A 12,582-nucleotide genomic window follows, 5' to 3' on the forward strand; every position below is an offset into this window, starting at 1 on the left:
AGAATGATAGCAGCGGCCTACATGTGAACATTTTTATCCTTCTCTGCAGCAATCTTTTCACGCCGCTTGGTGTAATGATACAAGGCAGTCAATAAAGTACCCCAGCCCACCGCAATAACTGGTGTCCACTTTAAAAAATCGTGGGAGTACTCCGGCAACGGCCTGGTACCCAAATTGGGACGGAAACTAAAGTTTTCAAAGGGCACGTCGGAAATATAGAGCCAGGATGTGCCACCGGCTTCTTTTTCACCCATTACTTTTTTAATATATTTAGGATCACGGTTAATACGCTGCCATGCTTCTTTAAGCAGTTCATCCCGCTCGCCGAATTTCAAGGCTCCTGTGGGACAGGTATCCACACAGGCCGGGCCTAAACCATGGCCCAGGCGATCATACTTGCCATTGGGATCAAAACAAAACTGACATTTTGCAATTAACGGAAACTGCTTATCCCATTCATATTTAGGAATATCAAAGGGACATGCCAGCATGCAGTAACGACAACCTACGCAAAGGTGAGGATAATATACCACAGCTCCTGTCTTGGGATCTCTCTGTAGTGCTTTAGCAAAGCAAGCTGAAGCACAGGCAGGATGTAGACAATGCATACACTGCCGCTTACCGGAGCGCATGGTATAGTCGTTATCTTTTTCAATTACCTCTATTTGCACGGTGGTATAGGTATAACCATCCATATCCGGCGGGCTGGTTAGACCATCCTTAAAAGCAGGGTTGCTGGATGGCAGGTCATTCCACTGCTTGCAGGCCACCTGACAAGCTTTACAGCCCATGCATCTGGTTATATCAACTAATACACCTTTTGACATTTATTACACCCCCATTTAGCAGCACGCTTTAATGTTTGCCGGTTTTCTTAATATTACATAAGAAAGCTTTGTATTCCGGAATATTGGTATTCGGGTCGCCTACACTTGGTGTCAGGTCATTGGCCGAAGCACCCGTGGCAATGCCTTTATAACCAAAGCACCAAGGCATACCGATGACTTCAACCTCTTTACCATTTACGTTAAGTGGTACACAGACACCAGAAACAGCAACCTTACAGGTGATTTCGCCGCGTATCGTTTCAACGATTACATCATCACCTGTATTAACACCAATTTTACGGGCCAGTTTAGGCGAAATATTGGCAAACATATGAGCAGAAACCTCTGCTAAGGTGGGGCAGTTACGGGTAATGGCACCGCTCTGATAGTGCTCGATAACCCGATGGGTGGTACCTACATAGGGATACTTGTCACTGCCGGTATCCGCTATTTTACTAAAGTCACCCTTAAATTTAGTGGCTAAGGGCATCGTCTGCTGCTTAGAAATAATGTTTTGTACCGGACTTTCGATGGGTTCATAGTGTTCCGGCAAAGGCCCGTCATTAACTCCCTTGACCGCAAACAAACGTCCCCGGCCTTCCTCTTGCATCAGGAAAGACACCGTTTTATCAGGGGTTACGGGGGTTGCTTGACCGCCCGGTTCCTTTGCTGGTTCCACTGCTTTAAAGTCAGGTACGTCTGCATTCTCCCATTTACCAGCCAAGGCATCCCATTTAATGAGGGGCTTTTGGGGATTCCACGGGTTGCCAGCCGAGTCTGCGGAGCATCGGTTATATACAATACGACGGTTTGCGGGCCAAGCAAAACCGTATTGGGGAAATAGACCTAACCCCGATTTATCTTTATTCATACGGCGTTTGGCGGCAACGGTATTGGCTTCCTTATCCATATACCAGTAGCCGGTATGAATCCAACAACCGCAGGCCGTGGACCCGTCGTCCATTAGCTTGCCAAAACTATCCAAGGCCTTATTGGAGCCAACTTCAAAACCATTGATTTCCAAGGCCACTTGATCAATGTTGGGTTCATCTTCGCCTGGAATGTCATAATTCCATACCATGTTAAATATTGGGTCTGGGTATTTGCCACCGCTTTGATATTCTTTTTTAACAGCTTTAAACAGCCTATCGGCAATCCAAAGATCACTCTTGGCTTCACCCGGTGGATCAACAGCCTTATAACGGAACTGCAACCAGCGGCCGCTGTTGGTTACGGTACCTTCCTTCTCATAGGACATAGCAGCAGGCAGGAAAAATACCTCTGTATTTATTTTAGTGGGATCTGCCTCAGGGCGATGCCAGAAGGCAGAGGTTTCTGTTTCAAATAAATCTACAGCCACCAGCCAATCTAATTTTTCCATTGCTTTACGCCCTTGGAAAGAGGAGGGACCACCTACCGCAGGGTTTTGACCCCAGGCTATCATTCCTTTGATATTACCCTCGGACATCTCTTCAAAAATCCCCATATGGGTACGGTTTTTGCCATCATGCTTTGGTACATAATTAAAGCCAAATTCATTTTCCTTCGTGGCCTTATCCCCATACCAAGCCTTTAGCATACTAACTACAAACTTACCGCGGTTGGACCAAAAACTTGTTTTGGGTACATCCTTGTCCATGTAGTCCTGCAGCGTTTTGTGTTTGCTGGCATAAAACATTGGGTTATAACCAGGCAGTAAGTGATTCAGCATGGCAAAGTCAGTGGAACCCTGCACGTTAGATTCTCCACGTTGGGCATTCACACCGCCGCCAGGAATACCAATGTTGCCCAGGAGAAGTTGCAATACACTGAGGGCCCGGCAGTTCTGGGAACCATAGGTGTGTTGGGTAATACCCATCGCATAGATCACGTTACCTGCCTTATCTGGCTTGCCCGTAGAAGCGAATAGGGCATAGGTCTTCTTGAGAACTTCCTCAGGCGTACCGGTAACTTGTGAAACTGTCTTTAGATCATAGCGACTAACGTGTTTTTTCAGAATCTGGAAGGCACAGTTAGGATCTTGCAAAGTGGGATCTTTCTTGATGGCCTCTTCTCTAATGCCATCCTTTACAGGATCTCCATCCATCTGATATTGCCAGGTCTTGGCATCATAGCTCTTAATACCATCCTTTTCAACTAGCCCTGAGAACACCCCATCTTCGAATTTATACTCAGGGTTAATTAGGAAACTGGCGTTGGTGTAATTAACCACATAATCTTTAAAATGCAAATTATTTTCAATGATATAGTTAATTAATCCGTTAATATAAGCGATATCCGTACCAGGGCGAAGACGAGCATGCATATCCGCAAGTCCTGCGGACTTGGTTAGTCTGGGATCCACAACAATCAGTTTGGCTCCCTTGTCCTTAGCTTTCATAATCCACTTCATAGCCTGAGGGTGGTTTTCAGCAGAGTTGGAGCCAATCATCAGAAATACATCACTATTCTTAAAATCAATAAAGTGGTTAGTCATTACACCCCGTCCAAAAGAAGCAGCCAAACCGGCTACTGTGGAGGAGTGTCAGAGACGGGCGTGGTGCTCGATGTTAATAAGCCCCCACGACCTAAACATTTTATGCATCAGGTAGTTTTCTTCATTATCTAACGAGGCACTACCAAAGGTAGCAATGGTTGTTGACCGGTTTACTGTCACACCGTTACGATCTTTTTCTTCAAAGGAGGCATCCCTCGTTTTCTTAACTCGCTTGGCAATCTCAGATAGGGCCCAATCCCAGCTTTTTTCTTCCCATTTGGTGCTGCCAGGAGCTCGATAGAGAGGTTTGGTAATGCGAAGCCTGTTAATTACACGGTTACCCTTTTTTTCAATTGTGTTATAGGTGTCAATGATTCCATTACCCTTAGAGCAAATGGATCCTTCATTAATGGGATGATCCGGATCACCCTCACAGTAAATGATTTTGTTATCGTTATTGGCATATAGGATAATGCCACAACCACAACCACAGAATGCACAAACTGTAAAGGTTTCCTTTACCTTTCTGATTTTAGAAGGTAGGTTCTCTCCCGTAATTTGATGATGGGCCTCAGAGGCTATGGCGGGGGTTGCCACTAAGGTCAACCCCGCAGTCCCCAGCCCAATATTTTTTAAAAAGTCGCGCCTGCTTATTTTTCTCATGGAATTAACCCCCTCGGTTTAACCGGGATTATCTTTATTGGGTTGAAACTCTGGTGCTACTTCTCTTCTTCCTTAGCTGGAGCAGCTTTCTCTTTTTTCTCTTCCTGCTCAAAACTTGCCGAAGTAGCTCTTCTAAATTCACTTACTGTTTTACCCATGGCTTTACCTACCTCTGGTAGTTTGCCAGGGCCAAAAATAATTAATACCACAACTAAAATAAGTATCAAGTGAGTCGGTTGTAAAATTCCCTCGAAGAAGACGTTCAACCCCCTTTCATCCATTAATTTTGTGTGAGACATGTTTCACATTGATGCATTTTTAAAAACAAGACATACTACTAACATTATGCCAAACTTGGGACATGTTTTGCAACACATATTGTTTTGTTGCCTTTAAATTCTAGTGAATTATTATTCTTTAGAAAAAATTAATTATTTTCTCATAAATTAGGTTTGGTTTGGTATGTCCCCTGCTTTTCAAAGTTCTTTTTGGCAAGTATAATAATGTTGTATTTTTCGAAATTATATAGGCTATAATTAAAAATCAACGGCCTTGTTTATTGGCTTTTTCGCTTTAATAAAAGTTACACTTTACATTGCCATAATTTTTATAACATTGCAGACATATTTCACAATTAAAATTATTTTATATTAAGTATATTCATAAACTATTCCAAATATTCAAATGGGGATGTGCATACTATTGGATAAGCATTGCCCTTATTCTGCCGTTATTTTAGCAGGTGGCAGCAGCAGTCGTATGAAGACGAATAAAGCATTATTGCAATTAAATGGCAAACCCATGCTAACAATAATCATCGAGAAACTACAGCCTTTTTTCCAGGAAATAATCATTATCAGCAACACCCCGGCTCAGTATGCCAATTATAACCTGCCGATCTATACGGATATATTTCCCAACCGTGGGCCACTTTCTGGGATCCACAGTGGATTAAAAAACATTACCAATCAGGCTGCCTTCTTTGTTGCCTGTGATATGCCGTTTTTAGATTCATCCTTTGCCATCAAATTAACGGATTACCTTGGTCAATTTCAGGCTGTGGTTCCCCGTCAAGGCAAATACCTGCAACCCTTACACGCAGCCTATCGAAAGGATTGCTTGCCCGCTGTGGAGCAGGCTTTACAGTTGGAGTGTACCAAAATAAGATCCTTTTATGACCTAGTTGAGGTAAAATATTACGATTTAATTGATCATGCCGATTATAACTGGGAAAAAATATTCTTTAATGTAAATACCCCCGAGGAGTACCAAATGGCGCTTAATATACCGTAACGGCCTTGGGTCATGGTCATTAAGCCTCGGAGTGACATTTTTCGAGGCAAAAACAAGGGAGTGCGCTTGCTACTGTTCCAAGTAGCTTTTTGCGACACCCCCTTATTTTTTCGATTAATCCCCTTGTTTATCCGGTTTGCGAGCGGGTTCGGGCATTGCCTGACGGATCTTATCCTTGGGCTTAAAAATGGAAGGCCTTTTATTTTGAACCTCCACTGGTGTGCGAACGATTACCGAAAGCATGGCCGTGGCATTAAAGGGAATTAATGGCCACAGGTACGGAACACCCATGGATTTTGTCCGAATCAAATAAATTAAAACGATGGCAGAGCCAATAATCAAGCCCGGCAAACGGAAGGCAGCGGTGGCCAGCAGCAGAAACAGCCTTACTAATCGAATGGCCCAACCCATTTCATAGCTGGGAATCATAAAGGAAGCCACGGCAGCTATGGCAGTATACATAACAACCTCTGCGTTAAATAAACCAACGCTTATGGCCACATCTCCCACTAGAATGGCAGCAATAATACCCGTGGAAGTGGCAAGTGGGGTAGGTGTATGAATGGTGGCCAGCCTAATCATATCAATGGCCAATTCCGCCAATAAAAACTGTACAATGATTGGTATCTTACCCGGTTCATTCGGCCCAATGAACTTTAATGCCGGGGGCAAGAGTTCCGGCTGGATGACAAAGAGAAACCACAGTGGCAGCAGGAACAAGGCACCTAGTACTCCCGCATAGCGTACCCACCGGATATAAATGCCGATGGGAGGCCCCTGCCGATACTCTTCTGCTGATTGCAGGTGATCCCACAAAGTACTGGGAGCAATAATAATGCTGGGGGAAGTATCCACCATGACTAATACCCGACCTTCCAGCAAATGTGATACCGCCACATCCGGGCGTTCCGTAAAACGCACTTTTGGGAACAAATTACCATACTTGCCAGGTTCTATTATTTCCTGAACGGCCTTTTCCGCCATGGGAATACCGTCAATTTTAATTTTTTGCAATCTATCCTTAATTGTTTTAACCAAATCGGGGTTTGTCACATCTTCTATGTAAGAAATTACTACATCTGTTTTCGAGCGCGTTCCTATCTGCATTACTTCATTTCTCAACCGGGGGTCCCTTAGCCGCCTCCGGATTAATAAGGTATTCATTAAAACGGTTTCCACAAAACCATCCCTGGGACCCCTTACTACCTTTTCCAGATCCGGTTCCTGGGGGGAACGGGAAGGATAAATCCGCAAGTCAATAATCAGTGCTTGCTCCTGTCCCTCTATTAAAAGGGCCAGAGGACCACTTAAGACCTGGTCAATTACCTTATCTAAATCTCCAACCGGATCAACTTGAATGTGATTGATATGCTCATTAAATAATTTTTTTAAGCTGTTGGGAGAAACATCTGGTCTCTTAAGCTCGTCCAGATTTCTTAAAATTAAGGACATTACATCATCTTTGACAAAACCATTGACAAAGTACATGGCAATTTCTTTTCCTGCCACATTAAAACGCCTTAATACGATATCAAAACTTTTACCATAGCCCAAAACACTATTGAGATAGGCTATATTTCTTTCTAAGTTTGAGGAAATCTTTGGTGCTTCCTTTTCTACTGTAGCTGCTCCCAAACAAAACCACTCCTTTCGATGATTTCTTGTAAAGCCCTGGTGGTCACGGGGGCCCCATAGTGGTAATCATCCGCCCCATACATTTTGCCAATATCACCAATACCAACAACCACCGGAACATCAAGGTCGTTCAATATTTCTACGGTATCCCCCTGAAGCTCAATGCGCCTAGTGGTTCTGCCAAATTTATTGACCGGTCCTTTAACCACTGCTCCTGTATCGGTAATGGACACATCAACCTTGGCACCGTCACAACCACCACTGTTGGAAGCAACAGCCAGTACCCCCAAAATATTTATCTCCGGGCTGTTATAAACTTCCATCATGGCCTTTTCTCCCAAACCTTGTCCCTCGACCCCTTTATCATCAAACATCACAATAACCGGATCATGGGCCGCAGATTTAATCAGTTCCACCAACCTTTGGCCAGTCAAACGGGTAGGATTACCTGCTGACATGGATATGCACCGGGCCCCTATATTTTTGGCAGCCACCTCCAAAGTGCGCCGGGCAATTTGGTCCCCATCTGTAACTAAAATCACATTTCTTTTTTGACTCATTTAAACCACCTACCCCTTGGGTTTAAAAACCAGGGCCGCCAAATAGCCAAACACCACTGCCGCTGTGATTCCTCCTGCTGCAGCACCTAAGGCACCCTTAAACACCCCTAGTAAGCCAGAATTTTTTGCCTCTGTGATGGCACCCTGGGCCATCAGATGACCAAATCCCGTTAGTGGTACGGTGGCACCGGCACCGGCAAAATCTACCAAGGGTTGGTAAAAACCCAAAGCACTAATAATTACTCCAAGGGTGACAAAGACCACTAATATATGGCCTGGGGTAATTCTATGACTGGTCAAATCCATCAGAAGCTGTCCCATTAAACAAATGGCACCCCCTACCAGGAAAGCTTTGAGCAGCATTTCTTTACCCCCTTACATTTCAATGGCCACAGCATGTGCAATACCAGGGATCGTTTCCCCCTGTTGACAACTGCAAGGCGATAATAAAGCACCTGTACCAATACCAAGAAATTTTTTAATCCTTCCCCTGTTCATTTCATTTAATATGTAGCCACAGGTCACAACTGCCGAACAGGCACAACCACTGCCTCCTGCATGTGCATCCTGTTCTTCAGCAAAAATCAATACACCGCAATCCTGATAGGTCTGGGAAGGTTTTACACCTTGCTGCTCAGCCAGCCTTACCACCAATTCCCTGCCGTATTTGCCCAGATCCCCCGTGGCAATTAGGTTGTAAAATTCTAAGGTCCGTCCTGTATCTGAAAGATGTTTTAAAAGTGTGTCAGCGGCAGCCGGGGCCATGGCTGCTCCCATGTCACTGGCATCTCCTTCACCAAAATCAATAACTTTGCCAACGGTTGCATGTGTTATGCGCGGTCCTGCTCCCTGTGCCGCCAGCAGCATAGCACCGGCACCAGTAACCGTCCACTGTGCAGACATTGCCCGTTGTACCCCCTGCTCGATGGGAAAACGGAATTGCCTTTCCGCCGTTGCATAATGGCTGGAAGCACCGACCAATACATATTCTGCATAACCACCGTCTATCAGCATGCTGGCGAGGGCTAAGCCCTCATACATCGTTGAACAGGCACCATACAATCCCAGAAAGGGTATCCCTATATTTCTGGCTGTAAAATTTGCGGCAATAATTTGATTTGTTAGGTCGCCGGCCAATAAGTAATCGATCTTTTCAATTTCTAGTCCGGACTTATAGATGGCCAACTCAAGGGTTTCTTGAAATATTTTTTGTTCTGCTTTCTCCCACGTACTTTCACTGTAATATAAGTCATCTATCGTTTTATCAAAGGTGTGCCCCAGTGGTCCTTGCGCTTCTTTGGGTCCTGCTATACAGGCTGAAGCAATTATGACTGGTGGGTTCTTAAAAACAACGGTCTGCAGACCAAGTTTTTTAGGCGAAGTGATCCTTTGACACCCCCGTTAAATGGAAAATAGATAGGTTATCAAACCAGCAAGCCATGAACTAAAAATGCCAAAAACAAGAACCGGTCCGGCAATGGTGAATAGCCTTGCTCCTGTGCCAAAAATCATGCCTTCACCTCGATACTCCATGGCTGGGGCAACCATTGAGTTGGCAAAACCAGTAATTGGCACAATGGTTCCTGCCCCTGCATATTTTGCTATTTCATCATAGACACCCAGCCCCGTTAAAAAGGCTGCTAAAAAAACTAAGACCGCCGATGTGGCCAGCCCTGCATCCTGTACACCAAGCCCCAATCTGTTAAAGTAATCCGTCATAAGCTGTCCCAGGGTACAAATCAAACCGCCTACCCCGAAGGCCAAAATACTATTTTTAACCACGGTAGGCTTTGGCTTTACCTGCCGTACCAATTCTTTATATGTTTTTTTGTCAAATTTAAAATCTCCTGAGGAAATCATTTAAGTATCATTTCACACCACCTTTTGCTTTTTCTGTCATTTACATTAGGTATTATGTGTTTTTAAATTTCTTTTATGCTTTCAAAATGATAAGCGCGCGGGCGAAGCACAGGGACGGTTCCCTTGCTTTCTTTTCAGGAAGCAAGGGAACCGTCCCTGTGCTTCGCCCGCGCTTCTTAGCTGCCTGTTTGCTGCATTAACTCTTTTAGTTTTCTTAAGGCCTGTCTCTCTAAACGGGAAACCTGCACTTGCGAAAGGCCAAGCCGCAGTGCCACTTCGGACTGAGTTTTGTCCTCAAAAAACCTCCATAATAAAATTTGACGATCCCTTTCCGGCAATTCAATTAAAACTTGTTTAATCGCTAATTTTTCCAACCAAGGAGCTTCCCCATCCTCTTCCCCGCTAAGCTGATCCAATATATAAATTGGATCACCATCATCCTGATGCAGCGTTTCATAAATTGATGTTGGCATTTGCGCTGCTTCAAGGGCATTAACAACTTCTTCACGATTAACGCCAAGTTCTTCCGAGATCTCATTGATCGAAGGTTCCCGGCCCAATCTTGCCGTAAGTCGGTCCCTGGTTTGCTGAATTTTGTAGGCCGTTTCCTTGAGGGAACGGCTTACCTTGACGGGACTATCATCCCTTAGAAAACGTCTGATTTCACCTACAATCATAGGTACAGCATAGGTTGAAAATTTAACATCATAGGTTAAGTCAAATTTATCAATGGCCTTCATTAACCCGATACAGCCAATTTGAAACAGATCTTCTAACTCATAACCCCTATTACTAAACCGCTGCACCAAATTAAAAACCAATTTTAAATTACAGTTGACTAATCTCTCCCTCGCTTCACTATTACCGGCCTGTGCCTTTATTAGCAAATCTCTCATTTCCTTGTCACCTAATAGAGGGAAGCGGGGAAGATTCATTTCCAGGAGCCTTGAAGAACTCATCGACATCCCGCCTTTGCTAATTGGCACGGGTCCGGGCCCGGGCACCTCGCAAACCGATTCGCTTAAACATTGTCACAGTGGTGCCTTTTTCAGGCTGGGAATCCACCTGCATACGATCACTAAATGATTGCATAAATACAAAGCCAAGACCCATTCTTTCTGGATCTGTGGAATATGCCGGCTGCATGGCAAGATGGATATCTCGAATACCAATGCCCTCATCGGCTACTTGTATCTCTAATCCTTCTTTATAGATGGTTGCTGTTACACGGACGATTTTATCTGGCTTATTTCGATAGCCATGCAGGATCGCATTGCCTACTGCTTCTGAGACAGCAACCTTTATCTCTTCAAGTTCTGGTAGAGTACAATCCAGTTGTGAAGCAAAGGCAGCAATGGCTACCCTGGCAAAGCCAACATTTTCAGGTATACTGGTAAAATCAATGGAACAGTGATTTAACATCTTCACGATATATCAACTCCTTTACACAATTTTAGCTAGGGCCACCGTTTCATCCGGGTATTCCTCCATTATTTGCACCAGACCTGAAAGCTCTAGTATTCTGTGTACCTGGGGCTGCGCACCAACCAAAATAACTTTTCCCCCACTATTTACTAAGCGCTTATAACGCCCTAGAATTACGCCTAGGCCTGAACTATCGATAAAGGTTACACGGGATAGATTAATTACTAAATTTTTTGCTCTCTTTTCAACTAATTCATTATCTAAAGCTTTACGCAATTTATCAGCCACGCCGAAATCCATTTCCCCTCCCAGACGAACTAACAAGGTGTCCTGTTTTTGTTCAATATCTACTTGCATAACGGTACCTGCCTCCTCTGCATTGGTTATATTTTCCATATTTCTACCTAAATTTAGAATTACCTTCTAATTTTTTCCAAAATGAATGTCGAAAAGCAGCCCATCAGCGGCTGCTTTTCCTATTCTAAAACTATTCCATACTATAAACACGTTCCAGCATATCATTTAAAAGCTTCAGCGGGGAGGCTTTATTAATATCCTGGGCCGCAATCAGATCAACTTTCAATACTTCTTGACCATCCTTATTTAAAACATATTGTCCAATTACCTGCCCTTTATTGATCGGTGCATCGATACTTTCTGGTAATTTAATGTTGCCCTGTATGGTTTTTTCCTGTCCCTTGGGGACTACCATACCCACTGGATCTTTGGTAATAATTTTCACCTGATCCGCTACACCCTTATCGACCTTAATTTCTTTAACAACTTGACCGGCCTCAGCCATGGTTACTGCTTTGTATTTAGCAAAACCATAGTTAAAAATTTTAATGGTTTCTTGGAAGTGGGTTCTTGGCATGGGGCAACCCAATACCACGGATACCAGTCTGAGACCATCTCGCTTAGCTGAAGCAGCTAAACAATAGCTAGCCTCATTGGTCCAACCAGTTTTTCCGGCATCTGCCCCGGCATACCATTTTAAAAGCTTGTTGGTATTCCATAATTTAAAATCGCCACCACGCAAATCGTACTCGTAAATTGCTGAAACTTCCCTAAAAAGCGGGTAACGCAAGCATTCCCTGAGCACTTGGGCCATATCGTAGGCAGAGGTATAATGGTTTTCTACCGGTAGTCCTGTGGGATTCGAAAAATGAGTATTTTTTAAACCCATTTCCTCGGCCTTTCCATTCATCATGGAAACAAATTCTTCTTCAGAGCCCCCAACATATTCAGCCATGGCTACACTGGCATCATTGGCCGAGCCAGTGGCGATCGAAATCAACATTTCCTTTACGCTAAGTTCTTCACCTGGTTCCAAGAAGATTTGTGAGCCACCCATGCTGCAAGCATGTTCGCTGGCGATTACCTTATCTGAGGTTTTAAACTTTCCTTGGGCCTCCGCTTCGCAAATAAGCAACATGGTCATTAGCTTGGTAACACTGGCCATTGGTTTGGCAACATGCATATCTTTATTATATAAAATTTGTCCGGAACTATAATCCATTAAAACTGCAGTCTCAGCAGCGGTTTCTAGTTGTGCAGCCGGGACCTTTTCCTTTGCACTACTAGACTCGGCTGCCTGTGGACTTGCAGGCTGAGCCAATGCCGTGCCCACTGCCAATAATAAAACTAACATTAAGGAGATGAATACTGTACCAATATTTTTCACTTTTCTTGTCATAACCTTTCCCCCTATAGTCCTAGTTATTGCTTCTATTATTGTTATCTTTAAATCTTGTAATATGCTGTAAACTATAGAGGGAGTTTATGGAAAAAGAGGTACTTTATGCACCTCCTTTTTGGCCGTGAGCCGTGACCCAGGGCTAAG

General features: G+C 44.0%; 13 protein-coding genes. 1 reads left to right on the forward strand and 12 read right to left on the reverse strand.

What is annotated here, in order from left to right; genetic code table 11:
* Window positions 1–17: 17 nt before the first annotated feature.
* From AC1U9Z_RS07275 to tatA, 3 genes are read right to left on the reverse strand one after another with little or no spacing between them, the layout of a single operon-like run.
* Window positions 18–827, reverse strand: a complete 810-nt coding sequence (locus tag AC1U9Z_RS07275) for a 4Fe-4S dicluster domain-containing protein (RefSeq protein ID WP_333531355.1) — start codon at window positions 825–827, stop codon at window positions 18–20.
* Window positions 828–855: 28 nt separating this feature from the next.
* The gene (gene fdnG / locus AC1U9Z_RS07280) at window positions 856–3,966 is read right to left on the reverse strand and encodes a formate dehydrogenase-N subunit alpha (RefSeq protein ID WP_479956638.1); all 3,111 of its coding nucleotides are present in this window, start codon (window positions 3,964–3,966) and stop codon (window positions 856–858) included.
* 56 nt (window positions 3,967–4,022) lie between these two features.
* Window positions 4,023–4,247, reverse strand: coding sequence for a twin-arginine translocase TatA/TatE family subunit (gene tatA / locus AC1U9Z_RS07285; protein WP_333531375.1), 225 nt, complete (start codon window positions 4,245–4,247; stop codon window positions 4,023–4,025).
* A gap of 421 nt (window positions 4,248–4,668) precedes the next feature.
* Here tatA and mobA point away from each other — a divergent pair, with 421 nt between their 5' ends.
* Entirely contained in the window at window positions 4,669–5,259 is a 591-nt protein-coding gene (gene mobA / locus AC1U9Z_RS07290; RefSeq protein WP_479956640.1) for a molybdenum cofactor guanylyltransferase, read from the forward strand.
* A gap of 114 nt (window positions 5,260–5,373) precedes the next feature.
* Here mobA and AC1U9Z_RS07295 read toward each other — a convergent pair whose 3' ends face one another.
* From AC1U9Z_RS07295 to AC1U9Z_RS07335, 9 genes are all read right to left on the reverse strand, one after another.
* Complete coding sequence (locus AC1U9Z_RS07295) at window positions 5,374–6,894, reverse strand: spore germination protein (RefSeq protein ID WP_479956642.1); 1,521 nt, start codon at window positions 6,892–6,894, stop codon at window positions 5,374–5,376.
* Window positions 6,876–7,454, reverse strand: coding sequence for a stage V sporulation protein SpoVABEA (spoVAEA, locus tag AC1U9Z_RS07300; protein ID WP_333531351.1), 579 nt, complete (start codon window positions 7,452–7,454; stop codon window positions 6,876–6,878). The genes AC1U9Z_RS07295 and spoVAEA overlap by 19 nt, the downstream gene beginning before the upstream one ends.
* A 9-nt stretch (window positions 7,455–7,463) precedes the next feature.
* The gene (gene spoVAE / locus AC1U9Z_RS07305; RefSeq protein WP_333531350.1) at window positions 7,464–7,817 is read right to left on the reverse strand and encodes a stage V sporulation protein AE; all 354 of its coding nucleotides are present in this window, start codon (window positions 7,815–7,817) and stop codon (window positions 7,464–7,466) included.
* 12 nt (window positions 7,818–7,829) lie between these two features.
* Entirely contained in the window at window positions 7,830–8,840 is a 1,011-nt protein-coding gene (spoVAD, locus tag AC1U9Z_RS07310; RefSeq protein ID WP_479956708.1) for a stage V sporulation protein AD, read from the reverse strand.
* A gap of 15 nt (window positions 8,841–8,855) precedes the next feature.
* The gene (gene spoVAC / locus AC1U9Z_RS07315) at window positions 8,856–9,314 is read right to left on the reverse strand and encodes a stage V sporulation protein AC (RefSeq protein ID WP_333531349.1); all 459 of its coding nucleotides are present in this window, start codon (window positions 9,312–9,314) and stop codon (window positions 8,856–8,858) included.
* A gap of 176 nt (window positions 9,315–9,490) precedes the next feature.
* Window positions 9,491–10,273 (reverse strand): RNA polymerase sporulation sigma factor SigF, encoded by a 783-nt coding sequence (gene sigF, locus AC1U9Z_RS07320; RefSeq protein ID WP_333531348.1) that lies wholly within the window; start codon window positions 10,271–10,273, stop codon window positions 9,491–9,493.
* Window positions 10,274–10,289: 16 nt separating this feature from the next.
* Entirely contained in the window at window positions 10,290–10,736 is a 447-nt protein-coding gene (gene spoIIAB, locus AC1U9Z_RS07325; RefSeq protein ID WP_442886069.1) for an anti-sigma F factor, read from the reverse strand.
* A 21-nt stretch (window positions 10,737–10,757) separates the two neighbouring features.
* A complete protein-coding gene (gene spoIIAA, locus AC1U9Z_RS07330; RefSeq protein WP_333531373.1) occupies window positions 10,758–11,096 on the reverse strand; it encodes an anti-sigma F factor antagonist in 339 nt (112 codons plus the stop codon).
* A gap of 130 nt (window positions 11,097–11,226) precedes the next feature.
* On the reverse strand, window positions 11,227–12,435 hold the full coding sequence (locus tag AC1U9Z_RS07335; RefSeq protein WP_479956645.1) for a D-alanyl-D-alanine carboxypeptidase family protein: 1,209 nt from the start codon (window positions 12,433–12,435) through the stop codon (window positions 11,227–11,229).
* Window positions 12,436–12,582 lie beyond the last annotated feature (147 nt).

Source organism: Desulfotomaculum sp. (assembly GCF_982386235.1).